We start from the raw sequence: 26046 nt of genomic DNA, 5'->3' as shown, positions 1-26046 counted from the left end.
GCCGAGCCAGCGCGCGGACCTGTCGTTATCCATCAACACCAAGTCATAGAAACCGAGGAGCTTCACCGTGGAATTGCTGTCCTCCACCGCGTTCTGGATCGCGCTGGGATCGATCATCCTGACCAATATCGTCTTGTCGGGCGACAACGCCGTGGTGATCGCCCTGGCCTCGCGCAACCTGCCGCCCGCCCAGCAGAAGAAAGCCATCTTCTGGGGCAGCGCCGCCGCCATCATCATGCGCGTGGTGCTGACCGTGGCGGCCGTCAAGCTGCTGAGCCTGCCCTACCTGAAGATCGTCGGCGCCCTGCTGCTGGTCTACATCGGCGTGCAATTGCTGACCGGCGACGATGACGAGGACGGCCACGATGCCAAGGACAATATCTGGGCCGCCATCCGCACCATCCTGATCGCCGACCTGGTGATGTCGCTCGACAACGTGGTGGCCGTGGCCGCCGCCGCGCAGAAGGGCCCCGAAGGCAGCCAGCTGATGCTGCTGGTGCTGGGCCTGGGCCTGTCGATCCCGCTGATCGTGTTCGGCAGCACCATCCTGCTCAAGGTGATGGAGCGCTTCCCCATCATCATCGTGCTGGGTGCCGCCCTGCTGGGCTACCTGGCCGGCGAGATGCTGGTCAGCGACCCGGTCGACGCCGCCTGGTTCGAGGCCAACGTGCCGCACGCCCACCTCGTGTTCGGCGTCGTCGGCGCCGTGCTGGTGGTGCTGATCGGCAAGCTGCTGCAGCGCCGCGGCGCACAGACCGCCTGACCGACCCGTCCTCTCAGCGGCGACTGGGCGTGAAGCCCGGGCGCCGTCGTTCCGGGCGGCCGCAGCGATGCGGCCGCCCGTTTTTCTGCTGGAGCGGGGAGCGGCGCGCTGCCCGGGAGGCGCCGGATTTCAGTTGGATTCGTTTCTGATCGAAACGGCGCTTCCATCGCCTGCCGCAGCCTGTCAGCCTGGGTGACAAAATTTGCGCCAGCGCAAAGCCATCGGCCGCCCAACTGCCGAAAATTGTCACTTCGTGCCTTCACATACCCTCCAAAAGGCTGGCATGAAGACTGCTTTATATGTCCCGCATCACATGAAACACGATGTTTCATCACATCGGGAAAATACCTTCAAGGGGTCAAATCACCATGCAACGCGTACAACAACTGAAGAAGCTGGGCCGCCGTGCCCAGAAGGGCTTTACGCTGATCGAACTGATGATCGTCGTGGCGATCATCGGTATCCTGGCGGCGATTGCGATTCCGCAGTATCAGGACTACGTGACGCGCGCGCGCTGGGCCGACAACATTGCTTCGATCGCATCAACGAAGATCGCTATTGGACAGTGCCTGCAGGAAAACAGTGGCGACATGACGAAGTGCGCGACGGCAGCTCTGCTGAACACGGCCGTTGGCTATCCTTCGTTGCCCGTACCGAAAAATGGTACCGTTGCTTGGGATGGTACTGTTCCGGCACTTACCATCACCGGCTCGGGTCAGTTGACCGCGTGCGTCGTGACCTTTACGCCTGTTACTACGGACCCGACGCAGATCAAGTGGACCGGCGCTACGTCGGGCAATGGTTGCACGAAGCAACAGACGGGCGTCTGATAGGCTTGTAAGCATTGGAAGAAGGCGCCCCACCCGGGGCGCTTTTTCTTTCCCCACCCCCCAAGCTATCATGCGCCTTTGCCCCCACCAGGCACCCGCATGCCGCCTCTCAGGTTCTCGCTTCCGGCCCTAGCCGTTTTCCTCGCTGTCGCGTTTCCCCCGCTGGTTTCCCGGCATACCCTGCCGCTCGCTACTTTCTACGGCGAATGGGCCTCGCTGCTGCTGTTCGCGTTGAGCGCCTGGCTGTTGTGCAGCCTCGCCACGCGCGCCGGCCAGCGTAGCGAGGCGCCGCTGCTGCCCATCGCCGCCCTGTTCCCCCTCTGGTTGATCTTGACCGGCCTGCTGCAGGCCGCCGCCGGCATGCCCGACATCACCGGCAGCCGCCTGCTGACGCAGCTGGCGCTGGCGCTGGGCGCGGTGGTGATGCTGGCCGCCTGGCGCTACGGGCAGGCCGCGGGCCGCGACGGGCGCCGCCACCTGCTCGATGCGCTGGCCGCCGCCTGGCTGGTGGCGGGGTTGCTGGGCACGCTGGCGCAATGGGCGCAGGTCTTCCACCTGGAGCCGGGCAGCCTGGGCCTGGTCTCTTCCTATTTCTACGATGACAACCGCCGCCTGTGGGGCAACCTGAACCAGCCCAACCACCAGGCCACGGTCGAGGGGCTGGCGCTGGCGGCCTCGGTCTGGCTGGCTGCGCGCGGCCGCCTGGGCGCGCCGGCCTGGCTGGCGGCGGCGCTGCTGCTCGAGAGCGGCATCGTACTGTCCGGCTCGCGCACAGGCGTGCTGCACGTGGGGCTGGCGACCTTGTGCGCCTTGCTGATGGCCTGGCTGGCGCGCGCGGGCGCGATGGATGGCGAGCGTGGCCGACTGGGCGCCAGCGCGCGCCGCGCCGGACCGCTGGCGCGGCCGGCCGGCCTGTTGTTCGCGGCGGTGGCGCTGGTGGCGGGCCTGCTGGTGCTGCAGCCCCTGGTCAAGGCGGCGGGGCAGGCCTTCGGTTGGAACCTGTTCGACACCATCGCCCAGCTGCAGGCGGCCGACCAGATCTCTTCGCGTGGCGCGCTGTGGACGCATGCCTGGGCCATGTTCCGTTCCCACCCCTGGCTGGGGGTGGGCTGGGGCGAGTTCGGCTGGGCCCAGTTCGAGCAGCTGGCGCTGGTCGGGGTGACGGCGGAGATGTCCCTGCACGCGCACAATGCCGTGCTGGACCTGTTGGCCAAGACGGGGCTGGTGGGCACGGTGGGCGTGCTGCTGGTGCTGGCCGGCTGGCTGTGGCGGGTGGTGCGCGCGCGCCTGTGGCGCGGCGATGCCGACGAACGCGCGCAGAGCCTGCTGGCGCTGACGTGGCTGGCCATGCTGTGCGCGCATTCGATGCTCGAATACCCGCTGCACTATGCCTACTTCCTGCTGCCGTTCTGCTTCCTGATTGCCTGGCTGGAGCCGTCCGGCCTGGTGCGCTGGCAGCCGCCGCGCGCCGCGCGCCGGCTGGCGGCGGCCTTGTTCGTGCTGGCGGCCGGCGTGGTACTGGCCACCATGTGGCAGGATTACCGGCGCCTGGAGGCGCGCGAGTATGCCGGCAGCGCCAAGCGTGCCGGCCTGCCGCTGCCGCGCTTCTGGTTCCAGACCCATGCCGGTGCCGAGCGCGCCGAGCTGGCGCGCATCACGCCGGCCAATGCGGCGGCGCTGTTGCCGGGCCACCTGGCCGCCGTGCACCTGCTGCCGACGCCGGAGATGATCGCGCGCACCGCGTGGCTGATGGCGCTGACGGGCAAGGAGGCGCAGGCGCGAGTCTGGCTGATGCGCCTGCGTTTCTACTACGCGGGAGATGAGGCGGCGCAGTATGCCACCGTGAACAAGGCCTGTACCGGCGTGCGCGCCGAGGACCGGCCGGAGGCCTTCTGCGACTGGGTGCGCAAGCAGGCCGCCTCGCACCAGGAAGACTGAGCGGGCCGCCGATTGCGCCGGCAGCGCCGGCCCGCCGTGCGCCGGCAGGCGGCGCTCAGCAGGCCGATATGCCGGGTGCGCCGAGGCTCAGTAGGCCGGCGGGGCGTAGTAGCCCGGCGGCGGAGGCGGCGGCGCGGGCTGGTAGTAGGCGGCGCCGGCCGGCGGCGCGCTGCGGATCGCCATATTGCCGTAGACCGGCACCTTGTTGCCGCTGGCGTACATGCACTGCACGTAGGCCGCGTCGTAGCGTCGCTGGCTGCCATAGCCCGAGTAGTAGGCGTTGTTGGCGCCGATGGCCGAGCCGGTAAGCAGGCCGGCACCGGCACCGATGGCCGCGCCGCGGCCGCCGCCGAAGGCTGCACCGGCGGCCGCGCCGACCGCCGTGCCCAGCACGGCGCTGCCGACCGCGGTATTGGCGGCGGCCTGGTCGGCGCTCACCCCGCCGATTTGCGCATAGGCGAACTGGCGGCAGCTGGCGTCGTCCGCGCGGAACTGGTCGAAATTCTTGCCGGTGCCGGGCAGCGCCATCACGCTTGGGCCGGTGGGCATCACGGTACAGGCGCTCAGGGCCAGTGCCACAAGCGGCAGGCCGAGAAGGGGGAGGGCTTTCATGGCGATTCCTCTGGCATGGGGACGGCGCGTGCGTGGCGCTCCGTCGGGATCGGGCTGGTCAGGCCGGCGGCGGGGCGCCGTCGGCGCGGCTCGACGGCGGCTGCGCGGGCACCTGCTGCCAGCCGCCCGGGCAGGCCTTGATGTAGGGGTAGTAGCCCTCGGGTTTGCTGCAGTGGTACCAGTAGGATGGCCCCTGGTCCGGCGCGCCGCCGGCCGCGGCGGGCGGGATGCCGGCGGGATCGACGTCACCCTGCTCGATATACTGCGGCGGCGCGCTCGGCTCCGCTACCACCGCGGGCGGGTAGTAGTAGCCGGGGTAGTAGTACGGATAAGGGTAAGGGTAGAAGCCGGGCCCGACATAGACACCGACGCCGACCCGCCCGCGGCCGTACCAGCCGTGGGCCTGGGCCGGCAGGCTGGCCCCTGCGGCAGCCGCCAGCGCGGCGGCAAGCAGGCCGATGCGGCCGAGATCTCGCGCGTTCATGTTGCTCACCTTGGTATCTCAGGGCACCGCGTGGTGCGGCTTTCCCGATGTGAATTGAATACCAATTTAACGCGCAAGCCCACGCTCCTGATGGCGTGGAAATGGGCCGTTACGCTTATTACAGAGCGGCCTGTGATGTTGTAAGCCTGTGACATCGGCGCTAAGAATCGCCGACGCCACGCCACACGCGTTCACCGCCCGGGCGCAGGCGGGCGGTGAGCCGGAATGATCGGGAATGGCCCGGAATGATCCGGGTCGTCCGGAGTCGTCCGGAGTCGTCCGGAGTCGTCCGGAGTCGTCCGGAGTCGTCTGGGTAGTCCGGGGTAGTCCGGGCGCGGCCGCCTTCAGCCCGCCACCCAGTCCCCCGACTTGCCGCCATGCTTTTCCAGCAGCCGCACATTGCCCATCACCATGCCCCGGTCCACCGCCTTGCACATGTCATAGATGGTCAGCAGCGCGACCTGCACGCCGGTCAGCGCTTCCATCTCCACGCCGGTCTGGCCGCGGGTCTCGGTGCGCACCGTGCAGGTGACGCTGGCGCCGGCCGCGTCGAGCGCGAAGTCGACCGCGACCTTGGTCAGGCCGATGGGGTGGCAGAGCGGGATCAGGTCCGCGGCGCGCTTGGTGGCCATGATGGCGGCCACGCGTGCGATGCCCAGCACGTCGCCTTTCTTCGCGCTGCCGTCGCGCACCAGCGCGAACGTGTCGGGCTGCATGGTGATGGTGCCGCTGGCCACGGCGACGCGATGGGTGCTGGCCTTGTCGCCGACGTCGACCATATGGGCTTGTCCGGCGGTATCGAAATGCGTGAGCTGGCTCATGGCGGGACTGGAGAGTGGAGGGTGAAGGCCGCGGCGCTGCCGCCGGCGTAGCGGCCTGCGCCGCCGCCGGGCAGGGCAAGCCCCGTGGGAACGGCATGGGAAGGCCGCTATCATAGCAATATGCTACCGTCCCGACCGCTCCGCACCGGCTCCGTCCGCGCCCGCCACGACTCCGGCCATGACCCGCTCCGCCGTATTGCCGCGCGGCCGTGGCGTCTGCGCCGGCCGCTGGCGGCGCTGCTGGCCGTGAGCCTGCTGGCGCCCGGCTGGGCGCAGACCGTCCTGCCGCCCGGGCTTTCGGTGGGCGGTGCGCCGGGCGCCGAGGTGAGCGACCAGGTCTACGACAACCTGAACCGCAGCGTGAAGGCGGGGCAGAAGTCGGACTTCGTGCACGGCGGCAACACCGTGGTCGAGGGCAGCGGGCCGCAGTTGCCGGACCTGGGCGATCCCTCCAGCGCGGCGCTGTCGCCCGATATGGAACGGCGGCTGGGCGATCGCATCATGCGCGAGATCCGCCGCGACCCTGACTACCTGACCGACCCGCTGCTGACGGAGTACCTGAACGCGCTCGGCTTCCGCCTGGTCGAGGCCGCGCGCAAGCAGAACATCTCGGGCGCCAACGGCGCCGGCACCTTTGCCACCGGCTTCGAGCTGTTCGGGGTGCGCGACCGCACCATCAACGCCTTCGCCATGCCCGGCGGCTACGTCGGCGTGCATACCGGGCTGCTGGTGCAGTCGGAGACGGAATCGGAGCTGGCGTCGGTGCTGGGCCACGAGATCGGCCACGTGATGCAGCGGCACATCGCGCGCGGCATCACCAAGCAGGACCAATCGATGTGGATCGCGCTGGCCGCGATGGCGCTGGCCGGCCTGGCTGCCACCAAGAGCGGCGATGCCGCCGCGGCGCTGGCCATCGGTGGCCAGGGCATGGCGGTGGCCAACCAGCTGTCGTTCTCGCGCAGCGCCGAGCGCGAGGCCGATCGCGTGGGTTTCCAGATCATGACCGCGGCCGGTTTCGATCCGCAGGGCATGCCGGACTTCTTCCGCCGCCTGCAGCGCGTGATGGGCATCTCCGAGAACTCGCTGCCGGCCTATGTGCGGACCCACCCGCTGACCTCGGAGCGCATCGCCGACATGCAGGACCGCGCCAGCCACGTCAGCGTGCGCAAGGTGGTCAGCACGCCCGACTATGAGTTTGCCCGCGTGCGCGCCCGCGTGCTGCAGGAAACCACGCCGAGCGACCTGCAGAACGTGCGCAATGCCATGCAGACGCAACTGGCCGGCGCCGCGCCGGCGCGGCAGCCGGCGCTGTGGTACGGCATCGCTTTCGCCGAGCAGCGGCTGGGACGCTATGCCGCCGCCGAGACCGCGCTGACCGAGGCACGCCGCCTGTACGGCAATATCCCGGGCGCGACTTCGGGCACGCCGATGCTGGACGTGATGACCATCGAGCTGGCGCGCGAGCAGGGCCGGACCGCACAGGCGCTGAGCCAGGCGCAGGCGTCGATGCGCGCCTTCCCGCTGTCGCACGCGGTGGCCCTGTGCTATGGCGAGACGCTGTTGTCGGTCGGCCGCTGGAACGAAGCGGTGGCCTATCTGCGCGAGCGCACCCGCGAAGAGAACACCCGTCCCGAGTGGTGGGGCCTGCTGGCGCGCGCCTATGCCGGCAGGGGCCAGCAATTGCTGCAGCACCAGGCACTGGCCGAGCGCTATGCGATGGACGGCTCCTACCAGGAAGCGATCGAGCAATTGCAGATCGCGCGCAAGGCGGGCGACGGCGACTTCTACACCCTGTCCGAGGTCGATGCGCGCCTGCACCAGCTGCAGCGCCTGGCGCGCGAGGATCGCCAGGACAACAAGGGCATGCCGAACTGAGCCCGGGCGGGCGCTGCCGGCTGTCTGCCTTTCTCGCTTATCCCTGCTTTCCCGCCCCTTTCGCTTTCTCGGCTTTCTCGGCTTTCTCGGCCTTCTCCGCCTATCCGGCCGGCTCTGCCTGCGGCATGCGCACGAAGCCGAAGCGCGCTGGCACTTCCTTGTCCAGGATGGGTTCGATCGGCAGGTCCGCGCTGCCGTGATGGAACACGCCCAGCGCCGCGCCGCAGGCTTCGCCGTGCCAGGTGCTGGCGCTGCTGAAGGCATCGAGGTCATGGTCGTGCAGCAGCACGGCCTGCACGCCGCTCGCGCCCGTCAGTTCCTCCTCCATCCGGCATGCCAGCACCACGTTGCCATGCTCGTCGGCGTAGCAGGCGACGGGCGCCAGCGCGTGGCCACTGGTGGTGGCGAGCCGGCCCTGGTGCAGCCGCGCGACCCACGGCGCATAGCCCAGCGCGACGAAGACCCGCTGCGGGCCGTTCTGGAAGTACCAGGCGCCGTGCGCGTCGCGCTGGTAGTTGCGCTCGATGAAGCGGACCAGCGCCTCGTTCCGGACCGGATCGCCGGACAGGCCGTGCTGCTGCGCGTATTCGTTGCGGATGCGCCACTGCCCGCGGCGGTCCAGTGCCAGCCAGCCATAGCAGTTCGGCACGTCGGGCCAGCGGGCCATGGCCTGCTTGACGATCTCATCCATCTGTCTTGTCTCCTGCGCGGGCGTGCCGCCCGCTAGCATGGGCCTCCGGCGCCACCGTGCACCGTGGCGCGCCGGGGCATCGCCGGATCTCAGGCGACGCTGTCGAAGAAGCGCAGCACGCGCTGCGGCAGCCAGCCGATATGCCCAGCATACGGCAGCAGCGGCAGCTGGCGCAGCAGGCCTTCGCGCGGCGTCATGAAGCCGACGTGGCCGCCGTGCTCGGGCTGCTCCAGCCAGACCGCGGCGCTGACCTGCTCCGGGCCGGGCAGGTGGCGCGCCGGCAGGAAGGGGTCGTTGCGCGCATTGAGCACCAGCGTCGGCACGGCCACGCTGCCCAGCACGGGTTTGCTGGCCGCACGCGTCCAGTAGTCATCCGTGTCGCGGAAGCCGTGCAGCGGCGCCGTCACCACGTTGTCGAAGGCATAGAGGTCCTGGCTCGCCAGCACGGCATCGCGGTCGAACAGGCCGGGATACTGCAGCAGCTTGGCCAGCGACTTGCGCTTGAGCGTCTGCAGGAACATGCGCGTGTAGACGCGGTTGAAGCCGCGCGCCAGCGCAGCGCCGCCGGCGGCGAGGTCGAGCGGTGCCGACACCGAGGCGGCCGCGGCGACCAGCCGCCCCGCGGCCTGGCCCTGCTCGCCCAGGTAGCGCAGCAGGGCATTGCCGCCCAGCGAGATGCCGACCGCCAGCAGCCGGCGCGCCGGCGCGCAGTGCTGCGCGTGCAGGCGCTGCAGGATCCAGCCGATCTCCTCGGCATCGCCCGAGTGGTAGAAGCGCGGCGCGAGATTGAGTTCGCCCGAGCAGCCGCGGAAGTGCGGCACCACGCCCTGCCAGCCGCGCGCCGCCAGCGCGTGCATCAGCGCCTGGGCATAGTGGCTGCCCGAGTCGCCCTCCAGTCCATGGAACATCACCACCAGCGGCGCATCGGGCGCGGTGGCATGCGTGGTCCAGTCGAGGTCGATGAAGTCCCGGTCGGGCGTGCTCCAGCGCTCGCGCCGGAAGCCGACCTGCGGACGGCGCGTGAAGCGCGCCGGGATGATGGTCTGGGTATGGCCGTCGCACAGCCACCAGGGCATGCGCTGCCCGGCGCCGAAGCCGGCAGCAGCCTCGGTCTCGGCCTCGGCGGGGGCGGCCGGCGCCGGGGGGCTGGTGAAGGTCGGATGCCGCATGCCTGCAGGGCTGCCGTGGCGGAGCGCCGGGCAGCCCTCCCGTTTCAGTGCAGCGCCTGGCCCGGCACGGCGCTGCTGGCGCCGGCGAGCTGGGCCGCATTGGCCGGGCTGCAGTGGATGTGGGCGATGCGCCAGCCTTCGTGGTTCTGCATCAGCACGTAGGTGGTATGCACGTAGAGGTCGGCCTCGACGCGGTCGCCGCCGAAGCGCAGCGCCTCGGTCACGTCGAAGATGGAGACGCCCAGCGAGGCATGGCTGCTGGCCTCGATCACGTCGACCAGCACCGGTTGCTCCTCCAGCAGCTGCGCGTAGGCCTGGCGCAGCTGTTCATGGCCGATCAGGCGGTGGCCGTCGGGCATCACGCAGGTGATGGAGTCCTCGTCGAGCCAGAGCCGCAGCGCGCCTTCGGCGTCGCGCAGCTTGAGGGCGTCGCGGTAGGCCTCGACGATGTCTTCGGCGGAATCGAACAGGCGGGCGAAGCGGGGCATGGGTGGCGATGGTCTGGGAATCGATCCGGTGGGGTCCGGGCTCAGGGCTGCTGCAGCAGCTTGCGCAGCTCGACGAACACCATCTCGGGCTGGATGTCCTTCAGGCAGCGCAGGTGGCCGAGGGGACACTCGCGCTTGAAGCATGGGCTGCATTCCAACTGGAGCCACATGATACTAGCAGCCTGCGACAGCGGGGGCGTATGGCGCGGGTCGCTGGAGCCGAACACGGCCACCTGGGGCCGGTTCAGGGCGGCGGTGACGTGCATCAGCCCGGAGTCGTTGCAGACCGCGGCCTCGGACAGGGCGAGCAGGTCGACAGCGTCGTCGAGCGAGGTCTGGCCGCACAGGTTGCGCACGAAGGGCGCGCCCTGCACGATCTCGGCGGCGATCTCGGCATCCTTGCCCGAGCCCAGCGTGATCATCTGCGCGTAGGGGAAGGAGCGCCGCAGCATCTGTGCGAGTTCGGCGAAGTGCGCGGCCGGCCAGCGCTTGGCCGGGCCGTATTCGGCACCCGGGCAGAAGGCGATCAGGCGCGTCTGCGGCGGAATGCCGAAGCGCTGCGCGGTGGCGGCCACGCGCTGCGGGTCGATGCGCAGGCGCGGCTCGGGCAGTGCTTCGGGCAGCCGCGCGCCGGGCTTGAGCGCCAGCCGGGCGTAGTGCTCCACCATCGGAGGGCGCTGGTCGCGCGGCGGGTTGGCGTGGCGGATGTTGAGCAGGCCGAAGCGCGCTTCGCCACGATAGCCGATGCGCAGCGGAATGCCGGCCATCCAGGGGATCAGCGCCGACTTGAAGGAATTGGGCAGCACGTAGGCCGCGTCATAGCCTTCGTTCTTGAGCTGCTGGGCGAACAGCAGGCGCGCGGAGAGCTGCAGCTTGCCGTGTGCGAGGTCGGTGGGAAAGACCTTGCCGATCTCGGGCATGCGGGCGAGCACCGGGGCCACCCATTTGGGTGCCAGCGCATCGATCTGCATGCGCGGATGCCGAGCCTTGAGCAGCGCGAACAGCGGCTGCGCCATCAGCGCGTCGCCGATCCAGTTCGGGGCGATGACGAGGGCTTTCTTCATGAGCGGGGGGCGGCAGGCCGGCCGGCGCCCGGCACGCGCGCCGCCAGCACCGATACCCCGGCGCGCCCGCGGGCGCGTCGGGGAAGGGGGCGGGGTACGTGCGCCGGGCGGGGGCGGGATGCGGTCAGTGGTGGCCCTTCAGTACGGTGCCGGGCTTGAGCTTGTACACGGTGCCGCAGTAGGGGCACTTGACTTCACCCGTGTCGGCCACGTCGAGGAAGACGCGCGGATGGTAGTTCCACGCCGGGGTCTTGCTGGTGGGGCAATGCAGCGGAATGTCTTCTGCGCCGATCTCGATGGTGCTGGCGGTTTGCGTCATGGTGTTGCAGGGAGGGGTGTTGTTCGTCGTCGGCTGGCCGGTCCGGGATCAGACCTGGGTGAGCCAGTGCTTGTTGCGTTCGTCGGTGCTGCCCACGGCCGCGCAGAAGATGCCCGGCAGAGGAGGGGAGTCCGGCAACCGTTGGCGCTGCGCCAGTCGATCAGCTTGCCGTCCATCCGGATCCTGCCGGCGGGAGCCGCCATCGACATGGTCTTCTCCCGCACGCCGTAAAAGCTGCAAAACCCACATTGTAAGCCGCGGGAACCGAGGTGCCAACGCACGCGGGCGCGCCGGGCTAGAATCAGCGGTCGGTTGCCGTGCCGCTTGCGTCTCTCGCGCGTGCGCGGGACGGCACCGCCGGGGCGTCCGGACTCCCCCCGCGTCGCGCCCGCCGGTCTTTCCGTTCATTTCGCTTACGTTTATTCCGCTCATCTTGCCCTTCGGTTTTTCTTGACCTTCTTCTTGACCCTCTTTCCCTGTTGCCAGCACCCATGTCCGCATCCCGGCCACCTTCCGCGCTGACGCCGGACCCGTCGTCCGATCCCGGCGCGGGCACGGCACGGACCGATGACTGGCGCGAGGCGCTGCAGGCACTGCGCGCGCTGGCCGGCGAGCCGGGCGCCGCCCCGGAAGACGCGGCCGGCGGCGCGCCCCGCACCCGCCTGCTGTGGATGGTGAGCCTGGAGCCGGACGGGGCGGTGGCCGCCATCGAGCCGCTCGAACAGAGCCAGGGCGCGCGCGGCTGGGGCAAGCCGCGGCCGGTGGCGCTGGCGCGGCTGGCCGAAAGCGAGAGCCTGGGCCCGGACGACGCGCGCGTGGCGCGCGCGATCCGGCCGGCGCGCGGCTACGGGCGGCGCTTCGTGCTGGACCGCGCGGCCGCCATGCTGGCGCTGATCGGGCATCCCGGCGTGGTGCTGGCAGGCCGTCCCGAGCAGCCGCTGGCGGTGGAGGCCGGCGAGCCGGTGCTGGAGGTGGTACGCGAACCCGGGCACTACCTGCTGCGGGCCTGGCCGCCGGTACGCGAATCGCGCCTGCTGGAAGGCTATCTCGACGCGGCGGCGCGCCAGGAAGCGGAGACGCTGCGCCAGATCACCGTGGTACGCGACGGGCCGCAGCGATTGCGCGTGGTCCGCCATACGCCGGCCCAGCTCGCCGCCGGGCGCGTGCTGGCGCGGGGGCTGCCGGTGCCGCTCGAGGCCCAGGCCGAACTGGACGGCGCGTTGCGCGCGCTTGCCGCGCACTTCCAGGTGCAGGCCGACCAAGGTGGCCTGGCCTTCGAAGTGGCGCCCGAGCACCGGCTGCGCGCCGAACTGGCGCCGCACGGCCGCGGCGTGGCCTTGCGCCTGGTGGTCACGCCGCTGGGGCCGCTTGGCCCCCGCCTGGCGCCGGGTGCCGGCCGCGAACGCCTGCTGGCCACCATCCAGGGCGAGACGCGCGCGACGCGGCGCGACCTCGCCGCCGAGCAGGCCCATGTCGCCGAGTGCTTCCACGCGCTGCCCGAGCTGGTGCCGCTGGCGTCGGACGATGGCGAGCTGCAGTGGACGCTGGACGATCCCGAGATCGCGCTGGCCGTGCTGGAGCAGTTGCCCGGGCTGGCCGGCGTGCAGGCGCTGGAATGGCCCAAGGGCCGCGCCATGCGGGTGCTGGGCGCGGGCCTGCCGCAGCTGGCGGTGCGCGTGGCGGCTGCCGGCGAATGGTTCAAGCTGGCCGGCGAGCTGACCGTGGCCGAGGGCATGGTGCTCGAACTGGAACGCCTGCTGGCCTGGGCCGCCGGCCATCCCGGGCGCTTCGTGCCGATGGGCGACGGTCTCTACGTGGCGCTCACGCGCGAACTGCGCGGCCGCCTGCGCGACCTGGCCGCGGTCGCCGCCCCGGCCGCCCGCGACGGCGGCCTGCGCGTGCCCGCCATGGCCGCGCCCTGGCTCGATGACGTGCTGGCCGGTGCCGGCATCGACCCCGACCGTCATTTCCGTGAGCGCGTGGCGCGCCTGCGCCAGGCGCGCGCGGCGGCACCGGCGCCGCTGCCGGCCACGCTGGCGGCCGAGCTGCGCCCCTACCAGCAGGACGGCTACCGCTGGGCCATGCAACTGGCGCAGGCCGGCTTCGGCGCCTGCCTGGCCGACGACATGGGCCTGGGCAAGACCGTGCAGGCGCTGGCCGTACTGGTGGCACGCGCCGGCGGCGGCGCGGCCCTGGTGGTGGCGCCGACCTCGGTATGCGGCAACTGGCTGGAGGAGGCGCGCCGCTTCGCCCCCTCGCTGCGCGTGCACGACTACGCCGGCGACGGCCGCCAGGCGGTGCTGGCGCAGGCCGGCGCGGGTGACCTGGTGGTGGTCTCCTACACCCTGCTGCAGCAGGCGCGCGCCGACTTCTGCGCGCAGGCCTGGCATACCGTGGTGGCCGACGAGGCCCAGTCCTTCAAGAACGCCGGCGCCAAGCGCGCCCAGGCCATGTTCGCGCTGCGGGCCGATTTCCGCCTGGTGCTGAGCGGCACGCCGCTGGAAAACCGCCTGGCCGAGCTGTGGTCGGTGATGCGCTTCTGCAATCCGGGCCTGCTGGGCTCGCTGGTGCGATTCAACGAACACTTCGCCGCGCCGATCGAACAGGCCGGCGCGCGCGAGCCGCGCCTGCGCCTGCGCCGCATGATCGCCCCCTTCGTGCTGCGCCGGACCAAGGCCGAAGTGCTGGAGGAGCTGCCGGCACGCACCGAACGGGTGCTGCGCATCGAGCCCGATCCGCTCGAGGCCGCCCACTACGAGGCGCTGCGCCGCCAGGCCGAGACGGCCGCCGAGCAGGCGCTGCGCGCCGCGGCCCGGGCCAGGCGCCCGGGTGCGCCGTCCGCGGCCGGCGGCACTGCGGCGCCGGCGGCCGGCGCCGCCGCAAGCGAAGCCGAGGCGCGCCTGCACGTGCTGGCCCAGCTGACGCGCATGCGGCGTGCCGCCTGCGATGCCCGGCTGGTCACGCCCGAGCTCGAACGGCCGGGCGCCAAGGTGCGTGCCTTCGTCGCGCTGGCGCAGGAACTGGCCGCCGCCGGCCACCGCGCGCTGGTGTTCAGCCAGTTCGTCGATTTCCTGCAACTGCTGCGCGCCGCGCTCGACGAGGCCGGGCTGCGCTGGCAGTACCTCGACGGGGCCACCCCCGCGGCGGAGCGCACCCGGCGCGTGGCCGCCTTCCAGGCGGGCGAGGGCGACTGCTTCCTGATCAGCCTGAAGGCGGGCGGCTTCGGCCTGAACCTGACCGCGGCCGACTACGTGATCATCACCGACCCGTGGTGGAACCCGGCCGCCGAGGACCAGGCCATGGGGCGCGCCCACCGCATCGGCCAGCAACGCCCGGTGACGGTTTACCGGCTGATCGGCGCCGGCACGGTGGAGGAGGGCATCGTCGCCCTGCACCAGGGCAAGCGCGAACTGGCCGACGGCATCCTGGCGGCGGGCGAGGGCGCGGCGGCGCCGCTGCCGGACGTGGACGAACTGGTGATGCTGCTGCGGCGCTGAGGGGGGGCGTGGTGGCGCCAGGGTGGGCGCGGTGTGGCGATTCCTGGCACAGAGGCCCGGCACGGCTGGCCCGTGGCTTGCGTGACACCAAGGGAGCGCTGGCCATGCCGCCCCGTTCCAGTGCAGCAAGGGGCGCTTATGCCCCGCCGGCATACCTTCAAGCGATATGCATCGTTGGTAATGTGCCCGATCGTTGGTATCTTGCTGCCTTCGGCCCGCTGCGCGGCGGGCCGCATCAGCAGACGCCACGACGAGCCACGACGAGCCACGACGAGCCACGACGAGCCACGACGAGCCACGACGAGCCACGACAAGACAGCCGGTCGGAGCGGTACGCCAGGAAGCGCGCTTGCGCGCCGACGAGCCTGGGCGCACCGGCATCGACACGGCCCGACCGAATACCGCATCACACGATCCACGCATCACACGATCCACTCAGCCAGGCTGCCCCCGACATGATCCGTTCCGCTTCCCGCCTGTATTCCCCGCTCGCCCTGCTGGCCGCCGTGCCGGCTGCCTTGTCGCTTGCCCTGCCGCTCGCCCTGGCGCCGGCTCCGGCGCGGGCGGCGCAATGGCCCGCCCAGCCGGTCACCATCCTGACCGGCTTCACCGCGGGCTCCGGCGTGGACATGGTCGGGCGCACGCTGCAGGAGTCGCTGCAGAAGACGCTGAAGACGACGATCATCTTCGACTACCGCCCGGGCGCGGGCGGCAACGTGGCCTCGGAAGTGGTGGCCCATGCCAGGCCCGACGGCTACACGCTGCTGCTCGGCACGGCGGCCACCCATGGCATCAATCCGGCCCTGTACAAGCACCTGGCCTTCGACGCGGACAAGGACTTCACCCCGATCGCGCCGCTGGTGGAAGTGTCCAATGTGCTGACCATCAATCCGGCCGTGATCGACGTGAAGTCGGTCAAGGAATTCATCGAGAAGGTCAAGGCCAACCCCGGCAAGTACAACTTCGCCTCGACCGGCAATGGCACCGGCACCCACCTGGCCTTCGCCGAGTTCAACGCGCGCGCCGGCCTGGACATGGTGCACGTGCCCTACAAGGGCGGCCCCGACGCGCTGCAGGCCGTGCTCAAGGGCGAGGTCTGCTGCATCTTCAACCAGGTGCAGAGCGTGCTGCCGCAGTACCGCGCCGGCAAGGTGCGCCTGCTCGGCGTCAGCACCGCGCGGCGCGTGCCGGCCATTCCCGAGGTGCCGACCGTGGCGGAGAGCGGGCTGCCCGGCTTCAACAGCGCGATCTGGTTCGGCTTCTTCGGCCCCAAGGGACTGGATCCGAAGGTGGTGCAGAAGGTCAGCGAGGCGGTCAAGGTGGCGCTGGAGGACCCGGCCGTGCGCCAGAAACTGGTCGACGCCGGCAATACCCCGCGCATCGAGACGCCTGAGCAGTTCCGTGCCACCGTCAAGGCCGACCGCCAGAAGTGGGCCGGCGTGGTCAAGTCGGTCGGCGCCTCCATCGACTAAGCGCGCGGGCCGGCATCGCCTGCCCGGGGGCGAGGGCGGGTCCGGTGATCCGCCGCGATCCGCGGCGGTCCGGGCAGGGCGCCATGGCATGGCACACAGGCGCCTTGTCGAATGTGATGTTTTCGCAATAATTTCTTAAGCGGGTGCTTAGCAGGGCCGGCCCTGGCCCTATAATGGTGACGCGTCCGCCGTCCGGCGGGCGACGTCCCCCCGACCGGCCTTGCCAGCCGCTGCGGCCTTCCCGGCCGCGCGGCGGCGCCAGCCATCCGGTCGTGCTGTCTCGCGCCCTCTGCCATGATCCTCCGATTGCGCCAGGCCCTGTTGCGGCCCTGGCACCGCATTGCGCCCGCCGAGCGTTCCGCCTTCGTCGACGGTGCCCGCTATTTCGCGGCGTCGTTGCCGGCCACCTTTTCCTGGGGGCTGGTCACCGGTATCGCCATGAGCAAATCGGTGATGACGGTACCCGAGGCCATCGGCATGTCGCTGCTGGTCTACGCGGGCTCGGCCCAGCTCGCCGTGCTGCCGCTGTTCGCGGCCGGCATGCCGCTGTGGACCGTGTGGATGACGGCGGCCGTGATCAACCTGCGCTTCGTGATCTTCAGCGCGGCGCTGCAGCCTCACTTCAGCTACCTGCCGCTGTGGCGGCGCACGCTGCTGGGCTCGTTCAACGGCGACCTGCATTTCGTCTACTTCATGCGCCGCTACAGCGAGCCGGGCTACGAGCCGGGCAAGGAAGGCTATTTCTGGGGCATGGCGCTGACCAATTTCCTGGCCTGGCAGACCTCCTCGATCGCCGGCATCCTGCTGGCCAGCCTCGTGCCCGATGCCTGGGGGCTGGCCGTGGCCGGCACGCTGGCCCTGATCCCGGTCATGGTGGCCACCATCCAGACCCGCTCCACGCTGCTGGCGGTCGCGGTCTCGGCCGTGCTGGCGCTGCTGTGCTTCGACCTGCCGTACCGCCTGGGACTGGTGGTGGCCGTCTGCGGCGCGCTCGCCGCCGGCATGGCCAGCGACGAGTTCGCCGCGCGCGCCACGCTGCGCGGGCTGCGCCGCCGCCGCGCCGGCAGCGACGCCGGAGACCGCGCATGAGCCATCTCGAGATCTGGATCGCGCTGGTCGGCATGGCCGTGGTGACTATCGTCACGCGCGCCTTCTTCCTGATCGCGGGCGAGCGCGTGACGGTGCCGGACCGCCTGCAGCGTGCGCTGCGCTACGCGCCGGCGGCGGCCCTGGTGGCCATCGTGCTGCCGGACCTGCTGACCTGGCAGGGCCACTTCACGCTGGCGATGGACAACCTCAAGCTGCTGGCCGGCATCGCCGCCACCGCCTTCTACCTGGTGACGCGCAGCATGATCGGCATGATCGTGGCCGGCATGGCCGTCTACACCGGCCTGCGCCTGTTCGGCTGATCGACGGCCGATCAATGATCGGCGGCCGATGACAAACGACTGACGGCCGCCTGCGCCGGTGGTCAGGCGTCGACCAGCGCCGCGCCGAGCTGCGTCAGCAGGTGGGCCAGCCGCGCCTGCGTGCCGGTGCCGGTCTTCTGGAAGATGCTCTTGAGCTGCGAGCGGCTGGTCTCGCGGTGGATGCCCAGGCGGGCGCAGGCCTCCGGCAGGCCGGCACCGCCCGCCAGCGCCGTGGCCAGCCGGATCTCGGCCGGGGTCAGGCCGTAGAGGTCGCGCAGCAGGCTGCCGAGCAGCGGCGGCACCTCCTTGACCTCATGCACCATGACCAGCGCCGCCGGTTGCTGCCAGTCCTGGGCGAGCCGGTGCTGGGGCGGCAGCGGCACCACCACCACGCTGGCCTCGCAGCCGTCGGCCGCGCGGGCGCGGGCGCCGCGCGCCGGGATCGGCGCAGCCGGGTCGCAAGCGGCCTGCAGCATCTCGTGGAAGGAACGCGACAGGGTCCATGCCGTGGTGCGGCCGGCTGCCGGCAGCAGCCGGCGCAGCCAGTCCTTCCCCTGGCGGTTGCCCATCAGCAGCCGGCCGTCGGGCAGCAGTACCAGCACGGCAAAGGCGAACTGGTCGAGCAGCGTGGCCGACAGCGCGCTCATGGCCAGGCAGGCCTGGGCATGCTCGCGCAGGGCGATGGCCTGGCGCAGGTGGGGAATGGCCCAGTCGATCCCCTGGACTTCGTGCGGCAGGTAGCTGTCGCGGCCGGCGGCGCGCTGCAACGCGAGGAAGACATCGTAGTCGGGGCGCCGTTCCACCAGGCAGCCGGCCACCGAGGACATGCCGTAGGCACGGATGAATTCGCCATAGAAGGGCAGGCGGTACATCGCGTGGTGGCCGCCCAGCTCGCGCGTGTCGACGTACCAGTCGCCCGCATTCAGTTCAGCGGTGAAGCGATGGGCCGGGTCCACCGGCTCGAAGTCCCGGTGATAGGCGGCCGCCGCTTCCGGCACCGGGTTGACGACCTGGTTGACGGTGAAGCGGTCGTGGATGGTGTCGAGCACCACCAGCGAGCCGTACGCGCTGTCGGTGGCGCGGCACAGCGCGGCCAGGCTGCGCTGCCAGGCATCGGGTTCGACGATGCCCTGGTAGAGGCCGCGGATCGTCTCGTGCATTTCGGTCTCGTACTTGTCGCGGTGGTCCATGCTGCCGGGCACCTCGTCACGGTGCGCCGGGGCCGCTGGCACCCGGCGGGAGTTCAAGCCTGCGCCAGGGCGGCGGCAAGCTGGGCCAGCAGATGGGCCAGCAGCGCTTGCGAGCCGGTTCCCGTCTTCTGGAAGATGGCCTTGAGCTGCGAGCGCGCGGTCTCGTGCCGGATGTGCAGGCGCGCGGCGGCCTCCGGCAACCCTTTGCCGGTGGCGAGTTCGCAGGCCAGGCGGGTCTCGGCCGGCGTCAGCCCGTACAGGCTGCGCAGCACGTCTGGCAGCAGCGGCGGGGCGCCGCCGCGCTCATGCACCACCGCCAGCGCGGCGGGCTTCTGCCAGGCGCTGGCGAGCCGGTGCGAGGGCGCCAGCGGCAGTACGATCACCTGGGCATCGTTGCCTGCGCCGTCGGTGGCCAGCGCGGCCTGGGCCGCGACGGGCGCGGCAGGGTCGCAGGCCGCGCGCAGCATGGCGTGAAAGGGGCGGGTCAGCTTCCAGTCCGAGACCTTGCCGGCCGGATCGAGCCGGCGCGCCCAGCGCTCGCCGATGCGATTGCACAACAGCACGCGCTGGGCGGGCGAGTAGACGACCACCCCGAAGGCGAGGCGCTCCAGCACCGCGTCGGCCATGCCGGCCAGCGAGGCGACCTCGGCGGTGCGGTCGCGCAGGCGCATGGCGCTGCGCATATGCGGGATGATCCAATCCAGCGCGCGGGCATCCTCGGGCCGCCAGGCCGGCCGCGGGAAGGCGCGTTGCAGCGAGAAATACACCTCGTAGTGCGGCTGGCGTTCGACCAGGCAGGCCGCATAGGAGCGCAGATCGAAGGTGTGGAAGAACTCCTGGTAGAACGGATGCCGCGCCATCGCGCCTTCGCCTAGGTCGCGCGCGTCCACGTACCAGTCGCCGACGCCCAGCCGTGCGGCGAATTCCTTGGCGGGATCGATCGCCTGGTACTGCCGCTCGTAGCGCTCGTGCAACTCGCGCACGGGGTTGTGCGTCTCGCCCAGGGTGACCTGGTCGTGTACCGTGTCGTACACCAGCATCGAGGCATGGGCGCTGCCGGCCATGCCGCTCAGGATGCGCAGGCTCGCCTGCCACGCATCCGGCTCCAGAATGCCGTCGTACAGGCCGCGGATGGCCGCGTGCATGTCCGGCTCAGTCATCATCAACCCCTTGTGCCAATGGCAGTCGCGCTGGGAATCTTCGAGTTGTGTCGCGACTTGACCGGAATATTCTTGGTCATGAGTGCAGCCCTTCTGTGAGGGCTTGCGGATCTGCCTGTACCTATATGCAGACGTTAATTACATTATCCCAACGACCGTGGGGATGCTCGAATTGGTAACCCTTCTTAGGAAGGGTAGGCAGGTTGAGATTGAAAGCGTAACTGCCTCGGTTGTGATGTGGGTAGCACTTTACTGCGAGGGGCACCCCAGGAATCCGCGAATCAGGGGGCTCGTTCGGGTAAAATGCCGGATTCCCGCGATTTCTCTCCCATTTTTCCGTTTCCGTCTTTCTCGAAACTGATATGTCCACTGTCCTGCGTCTTTCCGATCTCATTTCCCAAGGCAAACTCTCCGGCAAGCGTGTCTTCATCCGCGCCGACCTGAACGTGCCGCAGGACGACGCAGGCAACATCACGGAAGACACGCGCATCCGCGCCTCGGTGCCGGCCATCGAGGCCTGCCTGAAGGCCGGCGCAGCCGTCATGGTCACTTCGCACCTGGGCCGCCCGACCGAAGGCGAGTTCAAGCCCGAGGACTCCCTGGCGCCGATCGCCGCGCGCCTGTCCGAGCTGCTGGGCCGCGAGGTGCCGCTGGTGCAGAACTGGGTCGACGGCGTGCAGGTCGCGCCCGGCCAGGTGGTGCTGCTGGAGAACTGCCGCGTCAACAAGGGCGAGAAGAAGAACAGCGACGAGCTGGCGCAGAAGATGGCCAAGCTGTGCGACGTCTACGTCAACGACGCCTTCGGCACCGCGCACCGCGCCGAAGCCACCACGCACGGCATCGCCAAGTACGCGCCGGTGGCCTGCGCGGGCCCGCTGCTGGCCGCCGAGATCGACGCGCTGGGCCGCGCGCTGGGCCAGCCGGCCCGCCCGCTGGTGGCCATCGTGGCCGGCTCCAAGGTGTCGACCAAGCTGACCATCCTCAAGTCGCTGGCCGACAAGGTCGACCAGATGATCGTCGGCGGCGGCATCGCCAACACCTTCATGCTGGCCGCCGGCCTGAACATCGGCAAGTCGCTGGCCGAGGCCGACCTGGTGGCCGAGGCACGCGCCATCATGGACGTGATGAGCGCGCGTGGCGCCTCGGTGCCGATCCCGGTCGACGTGGTCTGCGCCAAGGAGTTCAGCGCCACTGCGACGGCCACCGTCAAGGACGTCAAGGACGTGGCCGACGACGACATGATCCTGGACATCGGCCCCAAGACGGCCGCGCAGCTGGCCGAGCAGCTCAAGGCCGCCGGTACCGTCGTGTGGAACGGCCCGGTCGGCGTGTTCGAGTTCGACCAGTTCGGCAACGGCACCAAGGTGCTGGCCCAGGCCATCGCCGATTCCAAGGCCTTCTCGATCGCCGGCGGCGGCGACACCCTGGCCGCCATCGCCAAGTACAACATCGCCGACCGCGTGGGCTACATCTCCACCGGCGGTGGCGCCTTCCTCGAGTTCCTGGAAGGCAAGAAGCTGCCCGCTTTCGAGGTGCTGGAGCAACGCGCGGCGGGCTGAGCCCGACGCCGGGGCGCCGAGCGGCGTCCCTGGCGCGCCGCACGGGTCCCGCGGGCCCGCGGGCGCGCCGCCTCTTCCACGGAAACCCGGAACCCGTCCATGACCCGTTCGACCAAGATCGTCGCCACCATCGGCCCCGCCTCCAGCACGCTGGAGATGCTCACGCGCATGATCGCGGCCGGTGTCGACGTGGTGCGCCTGAATTTCTCGCACGGCACCGCCGACGATCATCTCGAGCGCGCCCGCATGGTGCGCGAGGCCGCCCATGCCTGCGGCCGCGAGGTGGCCATCATGGCCGACCTGCAGGGGCCCAAGATCCGCGTCGGCAAGTTCGAGCACGGCAAGATCACCCTGAAGCCGGGCGACGCCTTCATCCTCGATGCCGCCTGCACCCTGGGCAACCAGGAGCGCGTCGGGCTCGACTACAAGGACCTGCCGCGCGACGTGGGTCCGGGCGACCTGCTGCTGCTCAATGACGGCCTGATCGTGCTGGTGGTCGAGCGCGTATTCGGCGGCGAGATCTTCACCACCGTCAAGGTGGGCGGCGAGCTGTCCAACAACAAGGGCATCAACCGCCTCGGCGGCGGCCTGTCGGCGCCGGCGCTGACCGCCAAGGACATGGAAGACATCAAGACCGCGATGGCGCTGGGCGCCGACTACGTCGCGGTCAGCTTCCCCAAGAACGCCACCGATATGGAAATGGCCCGCCAGCTCGCGCTGGTGGCAGGTCAGCCGCACAACCACAAGGCCCGCATGATCGCCAAGATCGAGCGCGCCGAGGCGATCCGGCCGGGCGTGCTGGAAGAGATCCTGCAGGCCTGCGACGGCATCATGGTGGCGCGCGGCGACCTCGCGGTCGAGGTCGGCAACGCGGCGGTGCCCGCGCTGCAGAAGCGCATGATCCGCCTGGCGCGCGAGGCCAACAAGCTGGCCATCACCGCCACGCAGATGATGGAAAGCATGATCGTCAACCCGGTGCCGACGCGCGCCGAGGTGTCGGACGTGGCCAATGCCGTGCTGGACGGCACCGACGCGGTGATGCTGTCGGCCGAGACCGCCGCCGGCCGTTTTCCGGTCGAGACCGTCGAGGCGATGGCCGCGGTCTGCATCGAGGCGGAGAAGTCCGAGGTGGTCCAGCTGGACACCGACTTCCTGAACCAGACCTTCACCCGCATCGACCAGTCGATCGCGATGGGCGCGCTGTTCACTGCCTATCATCTGCAGGTGAAGGCCATCGCCGCGCTGACCGATTCGGGCGCCACCGCGCTGTGGATGAGCCGTCACCGCATCCATGTGCCGATCTATGCGATGACGCCCAACCTGACCTCGCAGCGCAAGATGCAGCTCTACCGCAACGTGGTGCCGCTGCCGCTGGACGCCAGTTCGGACCGCGACGTGGCGCTGCAGCAGGCGGAAGACCTGCTGCTGGCGCAGGGCGTGGTGCAGCGCGGCGACTTCATCGTGCTGACGGTGGGCGAGCCGATGGGCCAGCCGGGCGGAACCAATACCTTGAAGATCGTCCGGGTGGGCGGCTGAGCGCGCGGCGCCGGAAGCCAGCGACCGCCACGGACCGCCGCGGACGAATCCGATCAGTAGAAGAAACCCCAGATACCCCAAATCTTTCCCTTTAGGAGTCTGACATGCCACTCGTATCGATGCGCCAGCTGCTCGACCACGCCGCCGAGAACGGCTACGGTCTGCCGGCTTTCAACGTCAACAACCTGGAGCAGGTCCAGGCCATCATGCAGGCGGCCGACGAAGTCAACGCGCCGGTGATCATGCAGGCCTCGGCCGGTGCCCGCAAATACGCCGGCGAGCACTTCCTGCGCCACCTGATCGAGGCGGCGGTGGAAGCCTACCCGCACATCCCGGTGGTGATGCACCAGGATCACGGCCAGTCCCCGGCCATCTGCCAGGCCGCGATCGACCTGGGTTTCTCCTCGGTGATGATGGACGGCTCGCTGCGTGAAGACGGCAAGACCCCGTCCGACTACGAGTACAACATCGAAGTGACCCGCAAGGTGGTGCAGCTGTCGCATGCCATCGGCGTCACCGTGGAAGGCGAACTGGGCTGCCTGGGCTCGCTCGAGACCGGCGAAGCCGGCGAGGAAGACGGCATCGGCGCCGAAGGCAAGCTGGACCATTCCATGCTGCTGACCGACCCGGAACAGGCCGCCGACTTCGTCAAGGCCACCCAGCTCGACGCGCTGGCCATCGCCATCGGTACCTCGCACGGCGCCTACAAGTTCACCCGCAAGCCCACCGGCGACATCCTGGCGATCAACCGCATCAAGGAAATCCACGCCCGCATCCCCAACACCCACCTGGTGATGCACGGTTCCTCCTCGGTGCCGCAGGAACTGCTGGAAGAGATCCGCCAGTTCGGTGGCGACATGAAGGAAACCTACGGCGTGCCGGTCGAGGAGATCCAGGAAGCGATCAAGTACGGCGTGCGCAAGATCAACATCGATACCGACATCCGCCTGGCCATGACCGGCGCGATCCGCCGCTTCTTCGTCGAGAACCCGAGCAAGTTCGACCCGCGCGAGTACCTGAAGCCGGCCCGCGAAGCCGCCAAGCTGGTGTGCAAGGCGCGCTACGTCGCCTTCGGCTGCGAAGGCCAGGCAAGCAAGATCAAGCCGGTCGCGCTGGCCGACATCGCGGCGCAGTACAAGACGGGCAAGGTCGCCCAGGTCGTCCAGTAAGGTAAGGCCTGCCGGCCGCGCCTGCCTCGCCTTGCGGGCAGGTGCGCGGCCCGCCAGTTTTCCGTGTCCCCGCCCGTGCGGGGACGACGCATTTTTGAGCGCCACGCTTTTCCTCCGCGCGACGCAAGATCGGAATCACCATGTCCAACGCTCTCTACCAGTCCTCCATCGACTCGCTGCCCCTGCTGGGCCGCGGCAAGGTCCGCGACAACTACGCCGTCGGCGAAGACAAGCTGCTGATCGTCACCACCGACCGGCTGTCCGCCTTCGACGTCATCCTGGGCGAGCCGATTCCGGCCAAGGGCCGTGTGCTGAACCAGATGGCGAACTTCTGGTTCAAGAAGCTGGCGCACATCGTGCCGAACCATGAGACCGGCGTTGCTGCCGAGAGCGTGGTCAAGCCCGAGGAAGTGGAGCAGGTGCGCGGCCGCGCGGTGGTGGTCAAGCGCCTCAAGCCGATCCTGGTCGAAGCCGTGGTGCGCGGCTACCTGGCCGGCAGCGGCTGGAAGGACTACCAGGCCACCGGCAGCGTGTGCGGCATCGCGCTGCCCGCCGGCCTGCAGAACGCGCAGAAGCTGCCCGAGCCGATCTTCACCCCGGCCGCCAAGGCCGAGATGGGCGAGCATGACGAGAACATCTCCTTCGCCGAGGTGGAAGCCCGCATCGGCAAGGAGCTGGCCGAGAAGATGCGCGACATCTCGATCCGCCTGTACAAGGAAGCCGCCGACTACGCCGCCACGCGCGGCATCATCATCGCCGACACCAAGTTCGAGTTCGGCCTGGACGAGGACGGCACGCTGACGCTGATGGACGAAGTGCTGACCGCCGATTCCTCGCGTTTCTGGCCGGCCGACTCCTACCAGGTCGGTACCAACCCGCCGTCCTTTGACAAGCAGTTCGTGCGCGACTGGCTGGAAGCCGTCCGCATCGACGGCAAGCCCTGGCCGAAGACCGCACCGGCGCCGAAGCTGCCGGAAGACGTGGTCGAGAAGACCGCGGCGAAGTACCGCGAGGCGCTGACGCGCCTCACGGGAGAAGAACTGCAGTAAGGAAAGGATGCGCCAGTGCCGCTAGAACTGGCCGACAGGTGTGCCCCCTCTCCCCTCATGGGGAGAGGGTTGGGGTGAGGGGTGGTCTAGCAAGGCGCCACATACAGACGAAGCCATTGGCATTGTCCAGCACGTCGCCGCCAGCCAGCGCCCACCCTCACCCCCCAACCCCTCTCCCGCAAGCGGGAGAGGGGAGGCCACCGCCGCGATGCCGGACGGGCTCGTGTCGGTGACTGTTTTCTCCCCTCTCCCGCTCAGTGGGAGAGGGGCCGGGGGTGAGGGCCGGCGCCCGCGTAGAGCGAGTCCCTTCGTTCTGGCGAAGGCCCGTCCTCACCCCCACCTCCTCTCCCGCAAGCGGGCGAGGGGAGTAGATTGCCGTAATGCCAACGGCGCCGCTCGAGCCGGCGCCGCCAGAAACTGGAAGGATCCAACGTGAGCAATACCGCGAAGCCGCTGGTCGGCGTGGTGATGGGAAGCAGTTCCGACTGGGACGTGATGCAGCACGCCGTGGCCATGCTGAAGGACTTCGGCGTGCCCTTCGAGGCCCAGGTCGTGTCGGCCCACCGCATGGCTGACGACATGTTCCGCTATGCCGAGACCGCGCGTGCGCGCGGCCTGCGTGCCATCATCGCCGGTGCCGGCGGCGCTGCCCACCTGCCGGGCATGATCGCCGCCAAGACCATCGTGCCGGTATTCGGCGTGCCGGTGCCGTCGAAGTACCTGCGTGGCGAAGATTCGCTGCTGTCCATCGTGCAGATGCCCAAGGGCGTGCCGGTGGCCACTTTCGCCATCGGCGAGGCCGGCGCGGCCAATGCGGCGCTGCATGCCATCGCCACCCTGGCGGCCACCGACGACGCGCTGGCCGCCGCGCTCGAAGCCTTCCGCGCCCGCCAGACCGAGGCCGCGCGCGCCATGACCCTGCCGGTCTGAGGCCGCCGCCCCGCCATCCGT

At 70.0% G+C, this 26046-nt stretch carries 23 protein-coding genes; 13 read left to right on the top strand and 10 right to left on the bottom strand.

Translation table 11 applies throughout. The features are described from left to right. Window positions 1-67: 67 nt before the first annotated feature. The 3 genes from BKK79_RS07595 to BKK79_RS07585 all read left to right on the top strand — a co-directional run bounded on the left by BKK79_RS07595 (window position 68) and on the right by BKK79_RS07585 (window position 3531). Complete coding sequence (locus BKK79_RS07595; protein WP_071011186.1) at window positions 68-763, top strand: TerC family protein; 696 nt, start codon at window positions 68-70, stop codon at window positions 761-763. A 368-nt stretch (window positions 764-1131) separates the two neighbouring features. Beyond that, window positions 1132-1593, top strand: coding sequence for a pilin (locus BKK79_RS07590; RefSeq protein ID WP_071016080.1), 462 nt, complete (start codon window positions 1132-1134; stop codon window positions 1591-1593). Between the two features lie 99 nt (window positions 1594-1692). Further along, window positions 1693-3531, top strand: a complete 1839-nt coding sequence (locus BKK79_RS07585; protein WP_071011188.1) for a PglL family O-oligosaccharyltransferase — start codon at window positions 1693-1695, stop codon at window positions 3529-3531. An 87-nt stretch (window positions 3532-3618) separates the two neighbouring features. Here BKK79_RS07585 and BKK79_RS07580 read toward each other — a convergent pair whose 3' ends face one another. From BKK79_RS07580 to moaC, 3 genes are all read right to left on the bottom strand, one after another. After that, the gene (locus BKK79_RS07580) at window positions 3619-4143 is read right to left on the bottom strand and encodes a YMGG-like glycine zipper-containing protein (protein WP_071011190.1); all 525 of its coding nucleotides are present in this window, start codon (window positions 4141-4143) and stop codon (window positions 3619-3621) included. Window positions 4144-4201: 58 nt separating this feature from the next. Continuing rightward, a complete protein-coding gene (locus BKK79_RS07575; protein ID WP_071011192.1) occupies window positions 4202-4627 on the bottom strand; it encodes a hypothetical protein in 426 nt (141 codons plus the stop codon). 344 nt (window positions 4628-4971) lie between these two features. Then, window positions 4972-5448, bottom strand: a complete 477-nt coding sequence (moaC, locus tag BKK79_RS07570) for a cyclic pyranopterin monophosphate synthase MoaC (protein ID WP_071037472.1) — start codon at window positions 5446-5448, stop codon at window positions 4972-4974. Window positions 5449-5568: 120 nt separating this feature from the next. Between moaC and BKK79_RS07565 the strand changes: the two genes are divergently transcribed. Continuing rightward, window positions 5569-7323 carry a M48 family metalloprotease gene (locus BKK79_RS07565; protein WP_083383949.1) on the top strand — a complete coding sequence of 585 codons (1755 nt, stop codon included), beginning with the start codon at window positions 5569-5571 and terminating at the stop codon, window positions 7321-7323. Window positions 7324-7423: 100 nt separating this feature from the next. On the opposite strand, the gene BKK79_RS07560 is transcribed toward BKK79_RS07565, so the two are convergent. The 5 genes from BKK79_RS07560 to BKK79_RS07540 all read right to left on the bottom strand — a co-directional run bounded on the left by BKK79_RS07560 (window position 7424) and on the right by BKK79_RS07540 (window position 11054). Continuing rightward, window positions 7424-8014 (bottom strand): DUF2946 family protein, encoded by a 591-nt coding sequence (locus tag BKK79_RS07560; RefSeq protein ID WP_071037471.1) that lies wholly within the window; start codon window positions 8012-8014, stop codon window positions 7424-7426. Between the two features lie 89 nt (window positions 8015-8103). Beyond that, window positions 8104-9090, bottom strand: coding sequence for a YheT family hydrolase (locus tag BKK79_RS07555; RefSeq protein WP_071038459.1), 987 nt, complete (start codon window positions 9088-9090; stop codon window positions 8104-8106). Window positions 9091-9227: 137 nt separating this feature from the next. Beyond that, window positions 9228-9671, bottom strand: coding sequence for a YybH family protein (locus tag BKK79_RS07550; protein WP_071011211.1), 444 nt, complete (start codon window positions 9669-9671; stop codon window positions 9228-9230). Window positions 9672-9712: 41 nt separating this feature from the next. Beyond that, window positions 9713-10735 (bottom strand): lipopolysaccharide heptosyltransferase II, encoded by a 1023-nt coding sequence (gene waaF / locus BKK79_RS07545; RefSeq protein WP_071011213.1) that lies wholly within the window; start codon window positions 10733-10735, stop codon window positions 9713-9715. A 124-nt stretch (window positions 10736-10859) separates the two neighbouring features. Continuing rightward, entirely contained in the window at window positions 10860-11054 is a 195-nt protein-coding gene (locus tag BKK79_RS07540) for a zinc-finger domain-containing protein (protein WP_071011215.1), read from the bottom strand. Window positions 11055-11545: 491 nt separating this feature from the next. On the opposite strand from BKK79_RS07540, the gene BKK79_RS07535 reads away from it, so the two are divergent. The 4 genes from BKK79_RS07535 to BKK79_RS07520 all read left to right on the top strand — a co-directional run bounded on the left by BKK79_RS07535 (window position 11546) and on the right by BKK79_RS07520 (window position 17432). Then, window positions 11546-14551, top strand: coding sequence for a DEAD/DEAH box helicase (locus BKK79_RS07535; RefSeq protein WP_071037470.1), 3006 nt, complete (start codon window positions 11546-11548; stop codon window positions 14549-14551). A gap of 458 nt (window positions 14552-15009) precedes the next feature. Beyond that, window positions 15010-16023 carry a Bug family tripartite tricarboxylate transporter substrate binding protein gene (locus BKK79_RS07530; protein ID WP_442873252.1) on the top strand — a complete coding sequence of 338 codons (1014 nt, stop codon included), beginning with the start codon at window positions 15010-15012 and terminating at the stop codon, window positions 16021-16023. Between the two features lie 294 nt (window positions 16024-16317). Next, window positions 16318-17112: an AzlC family ABC transporter permease gene (locus tag BKK79_RS07525; RefSeq protein WP_071011218.1), complete on the top strand. Its 795-nt coding sequence runs from the start codon at window positions 16318-16320 to the stop codon at window positions 17110-17112. Next, window positions 17109-17432, top strand: a complete 324-nt coding sequence (locus tag BKK79_RS07520) for an AzlD domain-containing protein (protein WP_071011220.1) — start codon at window positions 17109-17111, stop codon at window positions 17430-17432. Before BKK79_RS07525 ends, BKK79_RS07520 begins: the two co-directional genes overlap by 4 nt. A gap of 62 nt (window positions 17433-17494) precedes the next feature. On the opposite strand, the gene BKK79_RS07515 is transcribed toward BKK79_RS07520, so the two are convergent. Together BKK79_RS07515 and BKK79_RS07510 are read right to left on the bottom strand one after the other, a co-directional pair. Then, entirely contained in the window at window positions 17495-18622 is a 1128-nt protein-coding gene (locus tag BKK79_RS07515; RefSeq protein ID WP_071037468.1) for a helix-turn-helix transcriptional regulator, read from the bottom strand. A gap of 53 nt (window positions 18623-18675) precedes the next feature. Next, entirely contained in the window at window positions 18676-19782 is a 1107-nt protein-coding gene (locus tag BKK79_RS07510) for a helix-turn-helix transcriptional regulator (protein WP_071038458.1), read from the bottom strand. A 362-nt stretch (window positions 19783-20144) separates the two neighbouring features. On the opposite strand from BKK79_RS07510, the gene BKK79_RS07505 reads away from it, so the two are divergent. From BKK79_RS07505 to purE, 5 genes are all read left to right on the top strand, one after another. Beyond that, entirely contained in the window at window positions 20145-21341 is a 1197-nt protein-coding gene (locus BKK79_RS07505) for a phosphoglycerate kinase (RefSeq protein ID WP_071011224.1), read from the top strand. A 99-nt stretch (window positions 21342-21440) separates the two neighbouring features. Continuing rightward, window positions 21441-22877 carry a pyruvate kinase gene (gene pyk, locus BKK79_RS07500; protein WP_071011225.1) on the top strand — a complete coding sequence of 479 codons (1437 nt, stop codon included), beginning with the start codon at window positions 21441-21443 and terminating at the stop codon, window positions 22875-22877. 104 nt (window positions 22878-22981) lie between these two features. After that, window positions 22982-24046, top strand: coding sequence for a class II fructose-bisphosphate aldolase (fba, locus tag BKK79_RS07495; protein ID WP_071037467.1), 1065 nt, complete (start codon window positions 22982-22984; stop codon window positions 24044-24046). 140 nt (window positions 24047-24186) lie between these two features. Continuing rightward, window positions 24187-25095: a phosphoribosylaminoimidazolesuccinocarboxamide synthase gene (locus tag BKK79_RS07490; RefSeq protein WP_071011229.1), complete on the top strand. Its 909-nt coding sequence runs from the start codon at window positions 24187-24189 to the stop codon at window positions 25093-25095. Between the two features lie 432 nt (window positions 25096-25527). Beyond that, window positions 25528-26025: a 5-(carboxyamino)imidazole ribonucleotide mutase gene (gene purE / locus BKK79_RS07485; RefSeq protein WP_071011231.1), complete on the top strand. Its 498-nt coding sequence runs from the start codon at window positions 25528-25530 to the stop codon at window positions 26023-26025. The last annotated feature ends 21 nt before the right edge of the window (window positions 26026-26046 follow it).

It is taken from the genome of Cupriavidus sp. USMAA2-4, assembly GCF_001854305.1.
GTDB lineage: Bacteria > Pseudomonadota > Gammaproteobacteria > Burkholderiales > Burkholderiaceae > Cupriavidus > Cupriavidus malaysiensis.
The sequence above is the reverse complement of the archived record's forward strand: the minus strand, read 5'-3'. Positions and strand labels throughout refer to the sequence as shown.

Coding starts and splice junctions, on each gene's coding strand:
- BKK79_RS07590 (WP_071016080.1), top strand. CDS start 1,132: ATGCAACGCGTACAACAACTGAAGAAGCTGGGCCGCCGTGCCCAGAAG.
- BKK79_RS07585 (WP_071011188.1), top strand. CDS start 1,693: ATGCCGCCTCTCAGGTTCTCGCTTCCGGCCCTAGCCGTTTTCCTCGCT.
- BKK79_RS07580 (WP_071011190.1), bottom strand. CDS start 4,143: ATGAAAGCCCTCCCCCTTCTCGGCCTGCCGCTTGTGGCACTGGCCCTG.
- BKK79_RS07575 (WP_071011192.1), bottom strand. CDS start 4,627: ATGAACGCGCGAGATCTCGGCCGCATCGGCCTGCTTGCCGCCGCGCTG.
- moaC (WP_071037472.1), bottom strand. CDS start 5,448: ATGAGCCAGCTCACGCATTTCGATACCGCCGGACAAGCCCATATGGTC.
- BKK79_RS07565 (WP_083383949.1), top strand. CDS start 5,569: ATGCTACCGTCCCGACCGCTCCGCACCGGCTCCGTCCGCGCCCGCCAC.
- BKK79_RS07560 (WP_071037471.1), bottom strand. CDS start 8,014: ATGGATGAGATCGTCAAGCAGGCCATGGCCCGCTGGCCCGACGTGCCG.
- BKK79_RS07555 (WP_071038459.1), bottom strand. CDS start 9,090: ATGCCCTGGTGGCTGTGCGACGGCCATACCCAGACCATCATCCCGGCG.
- BKK79_RS07550 (WP_071011211.1), bottom strand. CDS start 9,671: ATGCCCCGCTTCGCCCGCCTGTTCGATTCCGCCGAAGACATCGTCGAG.
- waaF (WP_071011213.1), bottom strand. CDS start 10,735: ATGAAGAAAGCCCTCGTCATCGCCCCGAACTGGATCGGCGACGCGCTG.
- BKK79_RS07540 (WP_071011215.1), bottom strand. CDS start 11,054: ATGACGCAAACCGCCAGCACCATCGAGATCGGCGCAGAAGACATTCCG.
- BKK79_RS07535 (WP_071037470.1), top strand. CDS start 11,546: ATGTCCGCATCCCGGCCACCTTCCGCGCTGACGCCGGACCCGTCGTCC.
- BKK79_RS07525 (WP_071011218.1), top strand. CDS start 16,318: ATGATCCTCCGATTGCGCCAGGCCCTGTTGCGGCCCTGGCACCGCATT.
- BKK79_RS07520 (WP_071011220.1), top strand. CDS start 17,109: ATGAGCCATCTCGAGATCTGGATCGCGCTGGTCGGCATGGCCGTGGTG.
- BKK79_RS07515 (WP_071037468.1), bottom strand. CDS start 18,622: ATGGACCACCGCGACAAGTACGAGACCGAAATGCACGAGACGATCCGC.
- BKK79_RS07510 (WP_071038458.1), bottom strand. CDS start 19,782: ATGACTGAGCCGGACATGCACGCGGCCATCCGCGGCCTGTACGACGGC.
- BKK79_RS07505 (WP_071011224.1), top strand. CDS start 20,145: ATGTCCACTGTCCTGCGTCTTTCCGATCTCATTTCCCAAGGCAAACTC.
- pyk (WP_071011225.1), top strand. CDS start 21,441: ATGACCCGTTCGACCAAGATCGTCGCCACCATCGGCCCCGCCTCCAGC.
- fba (WP_071037467.1), top strand. CDS start 22,982: ATGCCACTCGTATCGATGCGCCAGCTGCTCGACCACGCCGCCGAGAAC.
- BKK79_RS07490 (WP_071011229.1), top strand. CDS start 24,187: ATGTCCAACGCTCTCTACCAGTCCTCCATCGACTCGCTGCCCCTGCTG.